We start from the raw sequence: 17228 nt of genomic DNA, 5'->3' as shown, positions 1-17228 counted from the left end.
GGAGGACTCAGCCGCGTTTCAGCACCAATCAGCCCTGCCGGATGACAAGTCTGCCACCCTGCCGCTGGGCCTCGACCCGGCCGGGCAGGTTGATGGCGCCCTGACCGCGCCATCCGGTGATGAGTCGGTCGACTTCCTCGATGTGGCGGGCGAAGAGCGAGCCGGCGGGAGACCCCGCGGCGACCACGGCCCGGCGCAGGACGCGGCGGCGGACGGCCGGGGGCAGGGCGTACAGCTTCGCGCACTCCAGGCGGCCGTCCTCGTCGCGCACGCGGGTCTCCGCGTCGGCGGCCCAGGCGTCCAGGGCGTCGGCATCGTCGCGGGAGAGCTGGGCGGTACGGGCGAGCGCCTCGACGACGCCCTTGCCGAGCGCCTTCTCGAGGGCGGGCAGCCCCTCGTGGCGCAGCCGGGAGCGGGTGTAGGCGGGGTCGGCGTTGTGCGGGTCGTCCCAGACGGGGAGGGACTGGACCATGCAGGCCTTGCGGGCGGTCTGCCGGTCGATGTGGAGGAACGGGCGCCGGTAGCGGTGGCTGCGGCCGGTGCCGCCGGACACTTCCGCCATGCCGGACAGCGAGCGGATGCCGGAGCCCCGGGCGAGGCCCAGCAGGACGGTTTCGGCTTGATCGTCACGCGTGTGGCCGAGCAGCACGGCGACCGCCCCGAGCCGGCCGGCGGCCTCGTCCAGCGCGGCGTAACGGGCATCGCGGGCGGCGGCCTCGGGCCCGCCGTCGCGGCCGACGCGCACGGCGACGGACTCCACCGGGTCCAGGCGGAGCGCGGTCATGCGGGAGACGACCTCGGCGGCACGCAGGTCGGAGCCGGCCTGGAGGCCGTGGTCGACGGTGACCCCGCCGGCCCGGACGCCGAGCTTGGGGGCCTCGAAGGCGAGGGCGGAGGCGAGCGCCATGGAGTCGGCGCCGCCCGAGCAGGCGACGAGGACGAGCGGCGCGGCGCCGTCCCGGTCCGCCGGGTCTGTCAGGTCGGTCAGGATGTCGTGGAGTACGCGGCGGACCGCCAGGCGTATCGCCGCGACCGCAGGATGGGGACCCATGTCCGGTGCCCTTCGTGGAGTTCGGATGCCTCGGAGGCGTGGGGGTGGTGCGCAGGGGTGTCCTCGGTCCGCCCGGTATCGGTGGCGGCCCCCCGCGGGGAACCGCCCCTCATGCCGGCCGCCACTCCGAATGTCACTCAGAGTGCGTCGATGGTGACAGAACCGAGCCGTTCCCTGAGCATCGCACGCCCTTCCACGGCCCACGGTCCCTCGGAAGGGTGATGCTGCTTCCCCCAACGAGACAAGTTCACACCTGCCCGACGCGGCAATGCGCCCCGCGCCGTGCGCGTGTTCACGCCCCTTCGCTCCCGTCGCGCCCCTCGCTCCCCTTGCGGTGGACGCGGGCCACCCAGTCCGCGGGCTTGGCGATCTCGGCCTTGGTGGGCAGCGTGTTCGGGGAGGTCCAGACCCGGTTGAAGCCCTCCATCCCGACCTGGCCGACGACGGCGCGGACGAACCGTTCGCCGTCCCGGTACTGGCGCATCTTCGCGTCGAGGCCCAGCAACTTGCGCAGCGCGGCGTCGAGGTGGCCCGCCCCGCTGGCCCGGCGCTGCTGGAACTTCTCCCTGATCTCGGCCACCGAGGGCACCACTTCCGGGCCCACCCCGTCCATCACGAAGTCGGCGTGGCCCTCCAGCAGCGACATCACGGCGGTGAGCCGGGCCAGCACCTCACGCTGCTCGGGGGTCTGCACCAGGTCGACCAGCGACCGGCCCTCGTCACCCCGCTCGGAGTCGGGCCGGGCACCGGCGAAGGACTGGGCGGCCTCGCGGAGCCGCTCCAGCACCGTCATCGGGTCCATCTCGGTCGCTCCGAGGAACGTCTGGATCTCGCCCTCCAGGTGGGCGCGCAGCCACGGGACGGCCGTGAACTGCGTACGGTGGGTCTCCTCGTGCAGGCACACCCACAGCCGGAAGTCGTGCGGGTTCACCTCCAGCTCCCGCTCGACGTGCACGATGTTCGGGGCGACGAGCAGCAGCCGTCCGCCGCTCAGGGCCGAGCCCGGCAGGTCGAGCGTCGCGGGCGCGAAGGTCTCGTACTGGCCGAGCACCCGGGAGGCCAGGAAGCTCAGCAGCATGCCCAGCTCGACGCCCGTGACCTTGCCGCCGACCGCGCCGAAGACGGCGCCGCCGGTGGAGTTGCCGCGGCGCTCCCGCATCTTGCCGAGCAGCGGGGCCAGCAGCTCCCGGAAGCCGGCCACGTTGGCCCGCACCCAGCCCGCCCGGTCGACGACCAGGACGGGCGTGTCGTGGACGGTGGTCCCCTCGGGCAGCGCGCCCATCATCCGGGTGAAGTCGCGCACGTGCCGTTCCGACGTCCTGGCGTGCCCGCGCAGCTCCGCCACCACGGCCCGGGCCTCGTCCCTGCTGACCTCCGGGCCGGGCCGGACCAGCCGGGTCGCGGTCGCCACCGCGAGGTTCCAGTCGACCATCTCCGCACCACCGATGCTCGTCATGCGTCAACCGTACGTGGACCGGCCCGTCCGCGGGATCCCCCCGGCCGCGGCCGGCCGCGGGCCGCCCCGGCTACGGTGTGGCCGCCACCGCGGCCGCGAGCTTGTCCAGGCCCCGCTCGGCGGTCGGGCCGTCGGGGCCGTTCGCGCTCAGGAACGCGAAGGCCAGCAGCCGCCCCGAGGGGGCCACGACGGTCCCGGCGAGGGCGTTCACGCCGCTCAGGGTCCCCGTCTTGGCCCTGACCAGGCCGGCGGCCTGGGAGCCGCCCGTGTTGCGGGTGCGCAGGGTGCCGGTGAATCCGGCGACCGGGAGTCCGGTCAGGACCGGGCGCAGCTCCGGCCGCTGCGGGTCGGCGGCGCGGACGAGGAGGCCGGTGAGCAGGCTGCTGCTGACCTTGTCGGCCCGGTTGAGGCCGCTGCCGTCGGCGAAGCGCGCGCCGGCGGTGTCGACGCCGAGGGAGGCGAGCTTGGCGGTCACCGCCTTCTCGGCGCCCTCGAAGCTGGCGGGCTGGCCGGAGGCGATGGCCGTCTGGCGGGCGAGGGCCTCGGCGATGTCGTTGTCGCTGTTGGTCAGCATCCGCTCGACGAGGCCGCCGAGCGGCGCGGACAAGGTGGTGGCCAGTGGCCGGGCGCCCGCGGGCGCCTTGTCCCTCGCCGGGTCGGCGGTGACCTTGATGCCGCGTTCCTTCAACAGGGCGGCGAAGGCGCGGGCGGTGTCCTGGGCGGGGTCCTTGCTCCGCTCGACGGGACCCGAGGGCGATTCGCCGGGCCGGCCCTCGTCGGCCATGAGGGCGGTGACGGGGGCGAGGTTGTCGTTCTCGCCGATCGGGTGGCGGACCGGGCCGCTGTAGAGGGAGTCGTCGTAGCCCAGGGTCACCGAGTCCGTGCCGGCTGCCTTGAGCGCCTGGGCGGTGTCGGCGGCGAGCGCGACGAGGCTGCCGCCGGACCCGGCGGGGCTCTTCTTCATCGCGGTGAGCGAGGGGTCGCCGCCGCCGACGAGGACGACCTGCCCGGGTGCGGCTGCGGGGACCACCGTGGTGCGGATCCGGTACTCGGGCCCCAGGGCGGCCAGGGCGGCCGAAGCGGTGGCGATCTTGACGGTGGAGGCGGGGGTCATGGCGTCGCGCGGCCCGGACTCGTACAGCACCTCGCCCGTCGCCGCGTCCACGACCGAGGCGGTACGGGCGGTGCCGAGGACGGGATCGGCCAGCAGGGGCTCCAGCGCGGCCGCCAGAGCGCCGGGGTCGGGCGCTCCCGCCTTGCGGGCGACGCCCGGGCCGATCCCGGCGAGCACGCCGGGCGCGCTCGGGGCGGCCTGCGGGAGCGAGCCCGCCGCGTGATCTGCGCCACCCATGAGGCTCCAGGAGGCGGCCCTGTCCCGCTCGGCCTTACGCTGGCCGGAGTCCCATGGACCCGCGGCGGCCACCGTCACGGCCGACAGGGCGAGGCCGGCGACGGCCGACCCCGCGATGAGCTGCCACGTCTTGACCGGAGGCACCTCGGACCAGCCCCTTTCGCGATCACACATATGCGTGAGGGACACTTAACCATTGCGTCTTGCCGCGAGCATGGCACCCACCCGGTTGGGCTGGGCCGGACGGGCGCGCTGAATCAATGCAGTCTCGAAGCATGAAGCTGATCATGGAGGAGCAGGACGTGGAGTTCGACGTCACCATCGAGATCCCCAAGGGTTCGCGGAACAAGTACGAGGTGGACCACGAGACCGGCCGGATCCGTCTGGACCGTCGCCTGTTCACCTCCACCAGCTACCCGGCGGACTACGGCTTCGTCGAGAACACCCTCGGCGAGGACGGCGACCCGCTGGACGCGCTGGTCATCCTCGACGAGCCGACCTTCCCGGGCTGCCTGATCAAGTGCCGCGCGATCGGCATGTTCCGCATGACGGACGAGGCGGGCGGCGACGACAAGCTGCTGTGCGTGCCGGCCTCCGACCCGCGCGTCGAGCACCTGCGCGACATCCACCACGTCTCCGAGTTCGACCGCCTGGAGATCCAGCACTTCTTCGAGGTCTACAAGGACCTGGAGCCGGGCAAGTCGGTCGAGGGCGCCAACTGGGTGGGCCGCGCCGAGGCCGAGGCCGAGATCGAGGCCTCGTACAAGCGCCTGGAGGCCCAGGGCGGCCACCACTGAGCCCTGTGCTCGGACGTGGGTGAGCGGGACGTCCCGTCACCCCTGTGACACCGCGGGCGGTGCCCCCCGAAGGGGGCGCCGCCCGTCGTCGTGTCCGGGTCCGGGTCCGGGTCCGGGTCCGGGTCCGGGTCCGGGTCCGGGCAACGGGTACCGCCCGGCGCCCGGTGCAACACCCGTGCCGGGTTCCGTGCCGGGGTCGCGACGGGGTTCCGCTTCGCCGGGGAGGAAACGATTCCGCATACTGATACCGCTGGTGATCGTTGACTGGAGGACGCGTGGCGGAGGCCGACGGGGCAGAAGACAAGAAGCCCACGTCCGACGAGGCGCACAGCGCATTCGCCCGGCCGGCCGGGACGGCCCCCGACGCGCCCGAAGAGGACCAGCCGACCTCCGAGTTCGCCGTCCCCGACGGCCTGGCCGCCCAGCCCGCCGAGCCCGAGGGTTCCGCTTTCGCTCCCCCGGCCACCTACAGCGCCCAGCACTCGCCGCCCGCGTACACCCCGGGCCAGGGCTTCCCGATGGCCGCGATGACGCAGTCCCCGTGGCAGGACCGCATGCGCACCATGCTGCGCATGCCGGTGGACGTCCGGCCCGTTCCCGAGCAGGTGCAGAAGCAGAGCGAGGCCGGGCCCGCCGTGGGCCGCGTACTCGACCTCACGCTGCGCATCGGCGAGCTGCTCCTCGCGGGCGGCGAGGGGGCCGAGGACGTCGAGGCCGCCATGTTCGCCGTGGCCCGCAGCTACGGGCTGGACCGCTGCGAGCCCACGGTCACCTTCACCCTGCTGTCGATCACCCACCAGCCCTCCCTGGTGGGCGACCCGGTCTCGGCGAGCCGGACCGTACGCCGCCGGGGCACCGACTACACCCGCCTCGCGGCCGTCTACCGGCTGGTGGACGACATCAGCGCCCACGAGATCGACGTGTCCCTGGAGGAGGCCTACCGCCGCCTCGCGGAGATCCGGCGCAACCGGCACCCGTACCCCGGCTGGGTGCTCACCGCCGCAGCCGGACTGCTCGCCGGGGCCGCCTCCACCCTGGTCGGCGGTGGGGTGTTCGTCTTCCTCGCCGCCGCCGTCGGCGCGGTCCTGGGCGACCGGCTGGCCTGGCTCTGCGCCGGGCGCGGACTGCCGGAGTTCTACCAGTTCGTGGTGGCCGCGATGCCGCCCGCCGCGATCGGGGTGGCGCTCAAGCTCGCCGACATAGACGTGCGCGCCTCCGCGGTGATCACCGGTGGGCTGTTCGCGCTGCTTCCGGGGCGGGCCCTGGTCGCGGCCGTGCAGGACGGCCTGACCGGCTTCTACATCACCGCCTCCGCCCGGCTGCTGGAGGTCATGTACCTCTTCATCGGCATCATCATGGGCGTCCTGGTGGTGCTGTACGTCGGGCTCCAGCTGCACGCGAAGCCCAATCCCGACGAAGTGCTGCTGATCACGCAGCGGCCGCTGGTCCAGATCGCGGCCTCGATGGTGCTGGTGTTCACCTTCGCGATCCTGCTCCAGCAGGAACGCTCCACCGTGGGGATCGTGACCTTGAACGGCGGGGTCGCCTGGGTGACCTTCGGGGCCCTTCACTACGCGGGCGGCATCCCGCCGGTGCCGTCCACGGCGATCGCGGCGGGGCTGGTCGGCCTCTTCGGGCAGCTCTTCTCCCGCTACCGCTTCGCCTCCGCGCTGCCCTACACGACGGCGGCCATCGGCCCGCTGCTCCCGGGCTCGGCGACGTACTACGGGCTGCTGCTGATCGCCGAGAACCGGCTGAACGAGGGCCTCGCCTCGCTCGTGAACGCCGCCGCCATCGCCCTGGCCATCGCGATCGGCGTGAACCTGGGGTCCGAGACCTCACGGCTGTTCATGCGCATCCCGGGAGCCGCGAGCGCGGCCACCCGCCGGGCGGCGAAGCGCACCCGCGGCTTCTGAGCCCCTCTGCGCACGCGACGGCGCCCCGGAGGCCTTGCCTCCGGGGCGCCGTGGGGCGTGCGGTGGCCCGGTACGCGGGCGGCCGGTCAGCGCTTGGCGTGGCGGCCGCGGCCGGAGGCCTGGGGTTCGGCCTCCCGCTGGCGGCCCACGGCGGCCGGAGCCCCGGCGCCGGCGGCCTTCTTCTGCTTGCGCGCCTTGAGCACCTCGAAGATCACCGGGATCACCGAGATGAGGACGATGCCGATGAAGATCGTCTCGATGTTGTTCTTGATGAGGTCGAACTGGCCCAGGTTGTACCCGAGCAGCGTCACGCCCGCGCCCCAGACGGTGCCGCCGATGACGTTGAACGCCAGGAAAGTGCGGTACTTCATCGCGCCGGCGCCCGCGACCATGGGCGCGAACGTACGGATGATCGGGACGAAACGGGCGAGCACTATGGCCTTGGGGCCGTGCTTGTCCATGAAGTCGTGCGCCGCGTCGAGGTTCTCCCGCTTGAACAGCCTGGAGTTCGGCCGGCTGAACAGCTTGGGCCCGAAGAACTTGCCGATCAGGTATCCCACCTGGTCACCGAGGATCGCGGCGGCCACGATCAGCGTGCAGACCAGCCACAGCGGCTCGTGGAGGTACTCGCCGTTGGCGACCAGCAGACCTGCCGTGAACAGCAGGGAGTCACCGGGGAGGAACGCGAACAGCCCCGATTCGGCGAAGACGATGACCAGGATGCCGACCAGGCCGAAGTTCGAGATCAGATAGTCCGGGGACAGCCACTCAGGGGCGAGCGCAAGCGTGTACACGAGTTCCGGGCTCTCCTGGATCGGGGGACGTCCGCTGCGCGGCGCGCGGCACGGGTGGTTTCAACCACGGGTGGTTCCAATTATGAACGCACACCGCCCCCGCCGGGTTCCAGGGACCGGGAGGGGGCGGTACGGGAAACAGCGCGCGGGTTTCGTCACACCGAGCGGCCGGGCCGCATCACGCGGCGCGTACCGCGTTGGCCAGGATGGCGTCCCGCAGGTGCTCCGCGAGCCCGGGCCGCATGGAGTCGTAGAACGCCTTGAAGCGCTCGTCCGAGACGTACATCTCGCCCAGGCACGTGTGCATCTCGTACGGGCACTCGTAGAACCACTTCGAGATGTGCCTCCGGTGCTCCTCGGCCATGGCCGTGGCCCGCTCGCCTTCTGGGGCCTCTCCGGCCTCCATCAGGGCCGCGTAGCGGTCGCCCCAGTCGGCGGCCTCGGCCTGCATCCGCTTCCAGTCGTCCTTCGTGTACGAGGCCGCCCGGCGCTGCGACTCGCGGTACGAGTCGGTGCCGCCCCAGCGCTGCTCGGCCTCCTGCGCGTACTGCTCCGGGTCCTTGTCCCCGAAGACCTCGAACTTCTCCTCGGGCGTGAGGTTGATTCCCATCTCGTGCGCCTCCATGGCGTGCTCAACGGCCTTGGCCATCCGCTGGAGCCGGTCGATCCGGTCGGACAGGAGGGCGTGCTGCCGGCGCAGGTGCTCCCTCGGGTCCGATTCCGGGTCGTCCAGCAGGACCGCGACCTCTTCGAGCGGGAAGCCGAGCTCCCGGTAGAACAGGATCCGCTGCAGCCGGTCGAGGTCGGCGTCGTCGTACCGCCGGTGTCCCGCCCGGTTGCGCCCGCTCGGGCTGAGCAGGCCGATCTCGTCGTAGTGGTGCAGCGTGCGCACCGTCACTCCGGCGAAACCGGCGACCTGGCCCACGGAGTAGCCCATCACTTCCGCTCCTCTGGTTGGGTACGCCCCTCACTGTGGGCCCTCACGCCGCGTGAGGTGCAAGTCGTGCCCGCGGAGGACCGCTACTCGGGCCTGGAGGCCAGGGCCACCAGCTCGAACGCCGTCTTGCCGTCCAGGGACTCGCGCACGACGTCGGCGTGCCCGGCGTGCCGGGCGAACTCCTCGACCAGGTGCAGCAGCAGCCAGCGCATCGAGACCTTGCCGTCCTTGGGGAACCACGGCGCATCCGGGAGCGGGAAGGTCTCGTTCAGGCTGTCCAGGCCCGCGACGAACTCGGCCGTCTGCGCCGCCACGTCGTCCCAGAAGGCGAGGACCTCCCCGACCGTCTCCCCGCCGACGAGCCGGAAGGAGTCGGCCCAGTCCTCCTCGGTGCGCTGCCGCTCGTTGGGCCGCTGCTGCGCCATCCGCAGCCAGTTGAGCTCGCACTCCGCGCAGTGCTTGAGCAGTCCGGACAGGGACAGCTCGCTCGCGCTCGGGCGGCTCGCCGCCTGCTCCTCGCTGAGGCCGAGCACCGAGCGGCGGATGCCGCCGCGCTGGGCCTCCACGAAGGACAGGAGCGCGCCGCGCTCGTCGCCGTGGGCTTCCGCGGGAACGTGGGTGACCATGCTGACCGACCGCCTCGTGTCTGGTGTTCTCTTGCCGACGAGGACCACGCTACGCAGGCTTGCGGTCAGGTTCGGTCCTCGATCGGCAAGGATCACGGGGCGTCGGGGCGGATCACCGGGAGGGCCGAGCGGGGCTGCGGGAGGAGCGCCTTGGACAGGTCCTGCTTGCCCGCGTCGTCGAGCCCGTACATCGCCTCGTAGATGTTGCGGACGGCCGGCCCGGAGGCGCCGGAGCCGGTGCCGCCCTGCGAGATCGTCATCACGATCGAGTAGTCGGCGGTGTACGAGGCGAACCACGAGGTGGTCTGCTTGCCCTGGACCTCGGCGGTGCCGGTCTTGGCGTGCATCGGGATCTGCTTCTGCGGCCAGCCGCCGAAGCGCCAGGCGGCGCTGCCGTTGGTCACGACGGACGCGAGGGCCCCGTCGATGTCGTCACGGGTCTCGGCGTCCATCGGGAGGCGGCCCTGCTCCTTCGGCGCGATCTCCTTGACCGAGGTCCCGTCGGCGCTGACGACCGCCTTGCCGACGCTCGGCTGGTGGAGCGTGCCGCCGTTGGCGATGGCCGCGTACACGGAGGCCATCTGCACCGGCGTGACGAGGGTGTCGCCCTGGCCGATGGAGTAGTTGATCGCGTCGCCCTCGCGGAGCTGGTTGCCCTGGCGGCAGTTCTCGTAGGCGATCTTCTCCGCGAAACTGCCGTCCTTCTTGCCGTCGCGGCACCAGGCGGCCTTGTTCGCCTCGAAGAAGTCCTTCTTCCACTGCCGGTCGGGGACCCGGCCCGGGACCTCGTTCGGCAGGTCGATGCCGGTGGGCTTGCCCAGGCCGAACTCGTGGGCCGTCTTGAAGAACCAGTCGGCCGGATCCTTCTTCGGCTTGATGCCGCCGTCGTTCTTCCACTCCTGGTCCGCGATGCCGTAGTAGACGGTGTCGCAGGAGACCTCGAGGGCCTTGCCGATGGTGATGTCGCCGTAGCCCTGGGACTCGAAGTTGGTGAAGGTCTGGTTCCCGACCCGGTACGAGCTGGGGCAACCGTAGCGGCCGTTGAAGGGGTACCCGGCGTTCACGGCGGCCGTCGAGGAGACCACCTTGAAGATCGAGCCGGGAGCGGCCTGGCCCTGGATGGCCCGGTTGAGCAGCGGGTAGTTGGAGTCCTTGTCGGTGAGGGCCTTGTAGTCCTTGGCCGAGATCCCGCCGACCCACGCGTTGGGGTCGTAGGTCGGGTTGGAGGCCATCGCGACGATCCGGCCCGTCTTGGCCTCCATGACCACGACGGCGCCCGAGTCGGCCTTGTAGTTGCTGCCGGTGTTCTTGTCGTAGGTCTTGCGGGCCTCGACCATGGCGTTGTTCAGCTCGCGCTCGGCGACCGCCTGCACGCGCGCGTCGATCGACGTGACGATGTTCGAGCCGGGCTGCGGCTTCACGCTCTCGCGCTCTCCGATGACCCGGCCGAGGTTGTCCACCTCGTAACGGGTGATGCCCGCCTTGCCGCGCAGCTCCTTGTCGTACGTGCGCTCCAGGCCGGAGCGGCCCACCTGGTCGGAGCGCAGGTAGGGGGAGTCGGTGTTCTTGGCCTTCTTGATCTCCTCGTCGGTGACCGGCGAGAGGTAGCCGAGCACCTGGGAGGTGTTGGCCTGGTCGGGGGCGGCGTAGCGGCGCAGGGCGGTGGGCTCGGCGGTGATGCCGGGGAACTGCTCGGCGTGCTCGCGTATCTCCAGGACCTGGTCGGTGGTCGCCTCGTCGGTGACCGGGATCGGCTGGTACGGGGATCCGTTCCAGCACGGCTTGGGGGTCTTCGCGTCGCAGAGCCGGACGCTGTTGACCACGTCCTCGGGCGGGAGGCCCAGGACGCCCGCGAGGCGGGTCAGGACGCCCTTGCCGCGGTCCTTCATCTTCGACAGGTCGGTGCGGCTCGCGGAGACCACCATGCGGGTCTCGTTGTCGGCCAGCGCAACGCCGCGGTCGTCGAGGATGGAGCCGCGCACGGCGGGCTGGACCACCTGCTGGGTGTTGTTGTTCTTCGCCTCGTCCGTGTATTCCTGGCCGTTGCGTATCTGGAGGTACCAGAGCCGGCCGCCGAGGGTGACCAGCAGCGAGAAGACCACCACCTGGATGATCACCAGTCGGTTCTGGACCCGGGGGGTCCGCCCGGTCTCCGGTATGTTGCTCAACTCGGCTCTCCCCCGGACGTTCCCGCCTGACGCTTGCCCGGCCGAGTGTAGAACGGGAAGCCGAACGGACCGCGGGCGGACCGGCCGGCGGCCGGCGCCCGGCCGTCGGAACCCTTCGCCGGCCTTCGGAACCGGCAGCCCTGAGAAGCCTTCGGAACCGGCAGCCCTCAGAAGGGGAAGCTCGTCCGGCCGTGCTGGACCGAGATCCACTTCTGGGTGGTGAAGGCCTCCACCGTCGCCTCGCCGTTCAGCCGGCCGAGCCCCGAGGCCTTCTCGCCCCCGAAGGCCGCCAGCGGCTCGTCGCCGATGGTGGAGTCGTTGACATGGATCATCCCGGTCTCGATCCGCTGGGCGAACCGCACCCCGCGCTCCACGTCCCGCGTGTGCACGGCGCCGCTGAGCCCGTACGGGGTCGCGTTCGTGAGCCGGACCGCCTCGTCCTCGCCGTCGAACACCACCAGCAGCGCCACCGGGCCGAAGATCTCCTGGCCCAGCAGCGGGGAGTCCTCGGGCAGCCCGGCCAGCACCGTCGGTTCGACGAGGTTGCCGCGCGTAGAACCGCGCACGAGCGCCTGCGCGCCCTCCTCGACGGCCCGGTCCACGAGGGCGGTCAGGGCGTCGGCCTGGAAGGAGTTGATGAGGGGACCGATGTGCGTGTCGGCCTCGCGCGGGTCACCGGTCTTGAGGCCGCGGACCCGGGCCGTGAACTTCGCGGTGAACTCCTCGGCGACGGAGGCGTCCACGAGGATCCGGTTGGCCGCCATACAGACCTGGCCCTGGTACACGAAGCGGCTGAACACGGCCGCGTCCACCGCGTAGTCGAGGTCGGCGTCGTCCAGGACGACCAGGGCGCTGTTGCCGCTGAGTTCGAGGACGGTCCGCTTGAAGTGGCGGGCGGCGACGGCGCCCACGTGCCGCCCGACCCGGTCGGAGCCGGCGAAGGAGATGACCTTGGGCACGGGGTGGGTGAGGATCGCGTCGCCTATCTCGGCGATGTCGGTGACCAGGACGTTCAGCAGCCCGGCCGGGAGCCCGGCGTCCTCGAAGACCTTGGCGATGACCCCGCCGCCCACCACCGGGGCGTTCTGGTTCGGCTTGATCACGACGGCGTTGCCGAGCGCGAGCGCCGGGGCGACCGACTTCATGGTCACCAGGAACGGGAAGTTGAAGGGGCTGATGACGGCGATGACCCCGACCGGCAGGCGCTGGACGCGGTTCTCCTTGCCCTCGACCGGCGAGGGGAGGATCCGGCCTTCGGGGCGGATGGCCAGCTGGATCGCCTCGCGGATGAACTCCATGGCGAGGTGGACCTCGTACTCGGCCTTGGGACGGGTCCCGCCGAGCTCGTCGATCATCGCCTCGACGATCTCCTTCCGGCGGTCCTCGGTGATCCGAAGGGCCCGCTCCAGGACGGCGCGTCTCGCGTAGGGGCTGGTGGCGGCCCACTCCCGCTGCGCGCGCTCGGCGGCGCGGTAGGCCTGGTCGACCTGCTCGACCGTGGCCGCGGTGATGGCGGCGAGCTTCTCACCGTTGTAGGGGTTGACGTCGATGATGTCCCACGAACCGGCGCCGGGCAGCCATTCGCCATCGATGTACTGGTGGGCCAGGTCGTCGAATATGGACATGCCATCCCTTACTGCGAGCGCGCACCCGTGCGCTGCACCGGAGACCGATCGGTCGTCGTCATGCACTGATCAGACGTCATACTACGTGCGGATCAAGACAGTTGGAGGAGCCCGCGCAGGAGATCGCGGGTCTGGTCGGGATCGGGGCAGTCCGCCTGGAGCCGCTCCATCGCCCGTGCGTACTGCGCCACTTCCTCGTCTTTGTCCAGGTAGAGGGCGCTGGTGAGCTGTTCCAGATAGACGATGTCCTGGAGGTCTGACTCCGGGAAGCGCAGCAGCGTGAACGCGCCGCTCTCTCCCGCGTGGCCGCCGAAGGAGAAGGGCATCACCTGGAGCTGGACGTTGGGGCGCTGGGAGACCTCGATGAGGTGCTCCAACTGGCCGCGCATCACGTCGCGGTCGCCGTAGGGGCGGCGCAGCGCGGCCTCGTCGAGGACGGCGTGGAAGACCGGGGCGCTCTCGGAGACGAGGACCTTCTGGCGCTCCAGGCGCAGCGCGACGCGGCGGTCGATCTCGGCCGCGGAGGCGCCCGGCATGCCGCGCTTGACGACGGCGTGGGCGTAGGCCTCCGTCTGCAACAGCCCGTGGACGAACTGGACCTCGTAGATGCGGATGAGGGAGGCGGCGCCTTCGAGCCCGATGTACGTCTGGAACCAGCCGGGCAGCACGTCGCCGTAACTGTGCCACCAGCCCGCCGCGTTGGCCTCGCGGACCAGTCCCAGGAGGGACTCCCGCTCCGCGCCGTCCGTGACTCCGTAGAGCGTCAGGAGGTCTTCGACGTCCCGGGCCTTGAAGCTCACCCTTCCCAACTCCAAGCGGCTGATCTTCGATTCGGATGCGCGGATCGAGTAGCCGGCCGCCTCACGGGTGATGCCGCGGGATTCTCGGAGTCGCCTGAGCTGTGAGCCCAGGAGGATGCGGCGCACCACGGAACCGCTGGCTTCTGCGGTCACTAGTCCTGCCCTCCCCATCGCAATGGTGTGCGCGTGGTCAGCGCTGTCGTCTGCGTGCTGCGTCGCTGGGGCCCCCGAACCCCAGGGGCCGCAGTCTGCCACCAAAACGCACCTGTCCGTACTCGTTCTGTAACGGAATCCGGCGTCCCGGAAAAGAAGTCCGTAAGTATGCGTAGGAAGAAATGAGCAAGAACCATCACGGGACGGGACAGGTCCGGCGCGTGCACGTGCATCTGCCCTTGCATACGGCTTCGGCATTCGGAACGATGGTCCCCGCGCACCTGCGTGCACTTCGCGCCGGCGCCGGACCCACCCCGCAGTTCTTTCTGGCCGGAGACGCCGCTCCGTCCGCGAATCCCGGGAGTGCCTCGCATGGGGACGAATGGATCGACCATGCTGGAGCCGTTACGGCAGGGGTTGCCCCCGGTCGACCCCACGGCCGTCTCGGGGTCCGCTTCCTGCGCCTTGCCCGCCCGCTTCGAAGCGGTGCGCGGAGCGCGCTCCTTCACCCGTTCGACGCTGTCCCAGTGGGGCCTCGACCAGCGCTTCGACGACGTGTCGCTGGTCGTCTCGGAACTCGTCACCAACGCGCTGCGCCACGCCCTGCCCGACGACGCCCGCGGGCCGGCCCCGGATCCGGACGCCCCGGTACGGCTGCACCTGATGCGGTGGAGCACCCGGCTGGTGTGCGCGGTGCGGGACCCCAGCGAGGACCGGCCGGGCGGGGCGTTCTCGCCCGAGCGGACCGAGGAGAACTTCGACCTGGAGTCCGGGCGCGGGCTGTTCCTGGTGGACTCCTACAGCGACAGCTGGGGCTGGCACCCGCTCGCGGGGCGGCTCACCGGCAAGGTCGTCTGGGCCCTGTTCCTGCTCCACGACTGAGCGGGCGGCGCGGACGGTCGACGTCCGGCGCGCGAGCCACGTGCTTACCAGCCAGACCCGCATGCGTACCGGCCGGGATTGATCTCTGCGATCAGTCCCGGCCGGTGCACGTGCATGGCTTGTTGTGATGCTGCTCCCGGCTCCCGGGCGGTCAGCGGTTCAGGCGACCAGATGATCGAACTCGCCGTCCTTGACGCCCAGCAGCAGCGCCACTATCTCGGCGGGCGTGTAGATGAGCGCCGGGCCGTCCGGGAAGCGCGAGTTGCGCATCGCGACGTCGCCACCCGGCAGCTTGGCGAATTCGACACAGGAGCCTTGCGAATTGCTGTGTCTGCTCTTCTGCCACGTCAGCCCGAACAAGGAAGTGAGTTCTGCAGCTGCCATCCCGTTGTACGCGTGGTCCACAGGAAGCCCCCGATAGTGCAGATGTCAACTGCACCGGATCATAGCTCTGTTCATGGCGAGCTGCACGGGCAGATGCACGTGCACGGAGGGTGCCGTAGTGATCACTGCACTGCCGTACGTCTCCCTCGCACGCCGCTGATCAGGGAATCAGCGCCTGAGAGAGCTCCTCCAGCGCCTCCAGCACGTGCTGGGCCGCCGCCCGCAGCACCCCGGGATCCCGGGCTTCCCAGCCGGGATCGGCCAGAACCGCCCGGACCCCGCCCCACTGCGGGGCCCGCCGCTCCCGCACCGCTCTCGCACCGGCCTCGGTGTCCGCCCGCACCGCCGCCGCCAGCTCGGCGGCCCCCGGCACCGGGTCGTGGGCGCGGTCCGGGATGTGCGCCTCCAGCAGCATGACCGCCCGGCCGAGGGCGGCCACCGCGTCCGCCGCGCCGTCGGCCGCGGCCCGGGACAGGCCGCGGTGCCGCACCGGTTCCCCCTCGGCCCGGCCGAGCGCTTCCTGCCAGGCGATCCGGGCGTCCCGGGTGGCGAGCAGCGCCCGCCTGACGTCCTCCGGCCGGACCCCGCCCGGATCGGCGTACCGGGCGAGCACGGCGTGCGCGTACCGTCCGCCGGCCGCCAGCCAGTCCGCGAGGCGGGTGCGCAGCCGCGGCGTCTCCCAGGCCGGGTAGAAGGCGTACCCGGCCATCGCCAGGACACCGCCGACCAGGGTGAGGGCCACCCGGTCGGGCACGGTCTGGTCCCAGCGCAGGCCGCCCATGCCGAGCAGGAACACCACGTAGGCCGAGACGCAGGCCTGCGCGACGACGTAACCGGTGCGCATCAGCGCGTACATCAGGCCCGCGCTGAGGACGGCCAGGAGACCGGAGAGGTACATCCCCGGCTGCGCGAGCCGGACGGTGGCGGTGGCCACGGACACCCCGACGAGGGTTCCGCCGAACCGGGCCACCGCCCGGGACCAGGTCTGGGTGAAGTCGGGCCGCATCACCATGACGGAGGCCATCGGCGCCCAGTAGCCGTGCCCGAACGGCAATGCCAGACCGACGGCGTACCCCGCGCAGACCACGGCGGTGACCCGCAGCGCGTGGCGCAGCACCGGCGACCCGGACCGCAGCTCGCCCCGTACGGCCTTCACCACCGGCGGCACCAGGGCGGGCAGCGCGGGCCGCAGCATCGCGGCGCCGGGATCGGCGGTCCGCCCGGAGCCGGGATCGGCGGTCTCCAGCACGTCGTCCAGCAGCGCCGTCAGCCGGCGCGCCGCCCGCAGCGGCGCGCCCTGGAGGAGGTCGCCCTGGTCGGGAGCCTTCAGCACCGCGAGGGACGGCGCGGGGAGCCGTACGGGTTCCCCGTGCCGGATCGCCCGCGCGGCGGCGTCCAGGACCGCCCCGGCGGCGGCGAGCAGCTCGGACACCCGCTCGCGCGCCGAGCCTTCGGCGGGAGCCCCCACCGCCGGGTCGGCCAGCGAGGCCAGCACCGGGCGGATCCGCTCCGCGAGCCCCCGCGCCCCGTGCAGCTCGGCGGGCCGCCGCCGGGCCTGGCGGACCGTCACGGTGGCGGCGTCCCGTGCCTTCATCAGGGGCTGCGGGTCGAAGGGGGCCAGGGGGTCCCGGCGCAGCCGGCGGGCGTAGTCGGCCTCGGCGGCGAGCGCGTCGGCGAGGGCGTCGCGCTGGGCGCCCCAGCGGCGGACCGGGAACAGGACGATGAGCAGCGCCTGCACCACACCGCCGGCGGCGATCATCGCGGCGTGCCCGGCGGCCTGTGCGACGGAGGTCGGCAGGGTGACGGTGACCAGCATGATCGCGACGTTGCCGGAGGCGATGATCCCGGCGGTGGCGCCTGCCGCCCACAGCAGGCCCGTGAGGAAGGTCCAGACGGCCAGCAGGGCCAGGAACGCGAGGGTGTCGCGGGAACCGACCAGGTAGCCGACGAAGGTGGACACGGCCAGGGTCAGCCCGGAGACGAGGGCCAGCGCGGGGCGCGGGCGCCAGCTCTGCTGGAGGGTGGCGATGGCGGCCGTGAAGGCCCCGAAGGCGGAACTCGCGGCCGCCCCCGGCCCGAGGAGGGCCAGCCCGGCCCCGATCACGATCGCCAGCCCGACGGCGGCCCGCACGGCGACGAGCGGCTCCGACCGCGCGCGCTCCACCTTCATCCCGCTCCGGGCGGTGTCCTGCAACGCCCGGAGCCAGCCCATGGGCCCGAGCGTAACGGCCGGCCGCGGCCGAACCCCGGACCCGACACCGGCAGCCGCGCGCGGCGGAACCCCGGAC

The 17228-nt window shown here is 72.0% G+C and carries 14 protein-coding genes; 3 read left to right on the top strand and 11 right to left on the bottom strand.

Annotated elements, in window-relative coordinates; translation table 11 throughout:
* Positions 1-28 precede the first annotated feature (28 nt).
* From tilS to dacB, 3 genes are all read right to left on the bottom strand, one after another.
* A complete protein-coding gene (gene tilS / locus OG861_RS17590; protein ID WP_329196206.1) occupies positions 29-1051 on the bottom strand; it encodes a tRNA lysidine(34) synthetase TilS in 1023 nt (340 codons plus the stop codon).
* A 292-nt stretch (positions 1052-1343) separates the two neighbouring features.
* The gene (locus OG861_RS17585; protein ID WP_329196208.1) at positions 1344-2507 is read right to left on the bottom strand and encodes a zinc-dependent metalloprotease; all 1164 of its coding nucleotides are present in this window, start codon (positions 2505-2507) and stop codon (positions 1344-1346) included.
* A 70-nt stretch (positions 2508-2577) separates the two neighbouring features.
* A complete protein-coding gene (gene dacB, locus OG861_RS17580) occupies positions 2578-4032 on the bottom strand; it encodes a D-alanyl-D-alanine carboxypeptidase/D-alanyl-D-alanine endopeptidase (protein WP_329196210.1) in 1455 nt (484 codons plus the stop codon).
* 128 nt (positions 4033-4160) lie between these two features.
* On the opposite strand from dacB, the gene OG861_RS17575 reads away from it, so the two are divergent.
* Positions 4161-4655 carry an inorganic diphosphatase gene (locus OG861_RS17575; RefSeq protein WP_030031597.1) on the top strand — a complete coding sequence of 165 codons (495 nt, stop codon included), beginning with the start codon at positions 4161-4163 and terminating at the stop codon, positions 4653-4655.
* 275 nt (positions 4656-4930) lie between these two features.
* A complete protein-coding gene (locus tag OG861_RS17570) occupies positions 4931-6571 on the top strand; it encodes a threonine/serine ThrE exporter family protein (protein WP_329196212.1) in 1641 nt (546 codons plus the stop codon).
* A gap of 86 nt (positions 6572-6657) precedes the next feature.
* Here OG861_RS17570 and OG861_RS17565 read toward each other — a convergent pair whose 3' ends face one another.
* The 6 genes from OG861_RS17565 to OG861_RS17540 all read right to left on the bottom strand — a co-directional run bounded on the left by OG861_RS17565 (position 6658) and on the right by OG861_RS17540 (position 13692).
* The gene (locus tag OG861_RS17565) at positions 6658-7365 is read right to left on the bottom strand and encodes a DedA family protein (RefSeq protein ID WP_329196214.1); all 708 of its coding nucleotides are present in this window, start codon (positions 7363-7365) and stop codon (positions 6658-6660) included.
* A 178-nt stretch (positions 7366-7543) separates the two neighbouring features.
* A complete protein-coding gene (locus tag OG861_RS17560) occupies positions 7544-8302 on the bottom strand; it encodes a MerR family transcriptional regulator (protein WP_329196216.1) in 759 nt (252 codons plus the stop codon).
* Positions 8303-8385: 83 nt separating this feature from the next.
* Positions 8386-8928, bottom strand: coding sequence for a DinB family protein (locus OG861_RS17555; RefSeq protein WP_329196217.1), 543 nt, complete (start codon positions 8926-8928; stop codon positions 8386-8388).
* Positions 8929-9020: 92 nt separating this feature from the next.
* A complete protein-coding gene (gene mrdA, locus OG861_RS17550; RefSeq protein ID WP_329196219.1) occupies positions 9021-11096 on the bottom strand; it encodes a penicillin-binding protein 2 in 2076 nt (691 codons plus the stop codon).
* 167 nt (positions 11097-11263) lie between these two features.
* Positions 11264-12721 carry an aldehyde dehydrogenase family protein gene (locus tag OG861_RS17545; protein ID WP_329196221.1) on the bottom strand — a complete coding sequence of 486 codons (1458 nt, stop codon included), beginning with the start codon at positions 12719-12721 and terminating at the stop codon, positions 11264-11266.
* A 92-nt stretch (positions 12722-12813) separates the two neighbouring features.
* Positions 12814-13692, bottom strand: a complete 879-nt coding sequence (locus tag OG861_RS17540) for a helix-turn-helix domain-containing protein (protein WP_329196223.1) — start codon at positions 13690-13692, stop codon at positions 12814-12816.
* Positions 13693-14046: 354 nt separating this feature from the next.
* On the opposite strand from OG861_RS17540, the gene OG861_RS17535 reads away from it, so the two are divergent.
* Entirely contained in the window at positions 14047-14556 is a 510-nt protein-coding gene (locus OG861_RS17535) for an ATP-binding protein (protein ID WP_329196225.1), read from the top strand.
* A gap of 159 nt (positions 14557-14715) precedes the next feature.
* Here the strand turns inward: OG861_RS17535 and OG861_RS17530 are convergent, their stop codons facing one another.
* A complete protein-coding gene (locus tag OG861_RS17530; protein WP_329196227.1) occupies positions 14716-14961 on the bottom strand; it encodes a DUF397 domain-containing protein in 246 nt (81 codons plus the stop codon).
* Between the two features lie 139 nt (positions 14962-15100).
* Positions 15101-17152: an FUSC family protein gene (locus OG861_RS17525; protein WP_329196229.1), complete on the bottom strand. Its 2052-nt coding sequence runs from the start codon at positions 17150-17152 to the stop codon at positions 15101-15103.
* Positions 17153-17228: the final 76 nt, after the last annotated feature.

The organism is Streptomyces sp. NBC_00539, assembly GCF_036346105.1.
In the GTDB taxonomy this organism is placed as follows: domain Bacteria; phylum Actinomycetota; class Actinomycetes; order Streptomycetales; family Streptomycetaceae; genus Streptomyces.
The sequence above is the reverse complement of the archived record's forward strand: the minus strand, read 5'-3'. Positions and strand labels throughout refer to the sequence as shown.

What these genes read in the sequence shown, in the direction of transcription:
- tilS (WP_329196206.1), bottom strand. Translation starts at nt 1,051, where the DNA reads ATGGGTCCCCATCCTGCGGTCGCGGCGATACGCCTGGCGGTCCGCCGC.
- OG861_RS17585 (WP_329196208.1), bottom strand. Translation starts at nt 2,507, where the DNA reads ATGACGAGCATCGGTGGTGCGGAGATGGTCGACTGGAACCTCGCGGTG.
- dacB (WP_329196210.1), bottom strand. Translation starts at nt 4,032, where the DNA reads ATGTGTGATCGCGAAAGGGGCTGGTCCGAGGTGCCTCCGGTCAAGACG.
- OG861_RS17560 (WP_329196216.1), bottom strand. Translation starts at nt 8,302, where the DNA reads ATGGGCTACTCCGTGGGCCAGGTCGCCGGTTTCGCCGGAGTGACGGTG.
- OG861_RS17555 (WP_329196217.1), bottom strand. Translation starts at nt 8,928, where the DNA reads ATGGTCACCCACGTTCCCGCGGAAGCCCACGGCGACGAGCGCGGCGCG.
- OG861_RS17545 (WP_329196221.1), bottom strand. Translation starts at nt 12,721, where the DNA reads ATGTCCATATTCGACGACCTGGCCCACCAGTACATCGATGGCGAATGG.
- OG861_RS17540 (WP_329196223.1), bottom strand. Translation starts at nt 13,692, where the DNA reads ATGGGGAGGGCAGGACTAGTGACCGCAGAAGCCAGCGGTTCCGTGGTG.
- OG861_RS17535 (WP_329196225.1), top strand. Translation starts at nt 14,047, where the DNA reads ATGGGGACGAATGGATCGACCATGCTGGAGCCGTTACGGCAGGGGTTG.
- OG861_RS17525 (WP_329196229.1), bottom strand. Translation starts at nt 17,152, where the DNA reads ATGGGCTGGCTCCGGGCGTTGCAGGACACCGCCCGGAGCGGGATGAAG.